Consider the following 798-nt stretch of genomic DNA (forward strand, 5'->3'; position numbering starts at 1 on the left):
CGCATGTGCTCGACCGCACGACGCATGATCTCGGCTTCCTCGTCGGCGCGCGTATGCCAGTCACAACCCGGAACGAGCGAGCCGCAGTGGAATTCCTTCATCGGATTCTCCCTTTTTCCTCCTCGGAGCGCCGCATCTGCTCTGACACGGAAGCTCCACACGTTGATCGACGCATGATCCCTGGCGAACCGGAATCGGCATTCGGGTCATGCGCTGACCGAGCCAGCATAACACGATCGAATGGTTTTGGTTGCGTTAGAGCGCCGCGCGTCCGGTAGACGCGTAAAGGACGCTCCAACGTTTTGTCATCTGCGCATGATCCTTCCGAAAACCGGAAGCAGTTTTCGGGGTCATGCGCGAGAAACCGAAAGGGCGGAGCAGCGCTGCTCCGCCCTCTTACGCTACCCCGGAGGCAAGACCTCGTCTTGCTCCAGCGAGCAGGCGATCACTTCACGATCCTGACTGCCTCGGCAATTTTGTGCTTGCCGCTCATGTCCCACGAAACGCGGACCTTTTCGCCGGCCTTCAGGCCAGGGTTCTTGAAGGCCTTGGGCAGCGTAAAGGCAGATCCGTCATCCAGAACAAGGCTCATGGTTGTTCCATCATAAGTTTTGACCGTGCCCGTGGTGTGCTTGACCGCTGCGAAGGCAGCGCCACCAGAGGCAAGAACGGCAGCAGCCGCAACCGACATAATAAGCTTGCGCATGGCATGCTCTCCTGGAAAATGAGGGCACCATTTGGAAAGGTGCCCCACTCAATCATGGGCCGTCCGGTCGCGTCGGGTCGCGGTTCTAGGGG

At 59.3% G+C, this 798-nt stretch carries 2 protein-coding genes; both read right to left on the reverse strand.

Annotation, left to right across the window (positions count from 1 at the left end; translation table 11 throughout):
* Positions 1 to 101, reverse strand: a 101-nt coding sequence (locus tag EOA85_RS36440) for a DUF1059 domain-containing protein (RefSeq protein ID WP_127212812.1), incomplete at its 3' end; no start/stop codon positions are given.
* Between the two features lie 344 nt (positions 102 to 445).
* Positions 446 to 706: a DUF1344 domain-containing protein gene (locus tag EOA85_RS36445; RefSeq protein WP_029349900.1), complete on the reverse strand. Its 261-nt coding sequence runs from the start codon at positions 704 to 706 to the stop codon at positions 446 to 448.
* Between the last annotated feature and the right edge of the window lie 92 nt (positions 707 to 798).

Source organism: Mesorhizobium sp. M5C.F.Ca.IN.020.29.1.1 (assembly GCF_003997375.1).
Lineage (GTDB): Bacteria > Pseudomonadota > Alphaproteobacteria > Rhizobiales > Rhizobiaceae > Mesorhizobium > Mesorhizobium wenxiniae.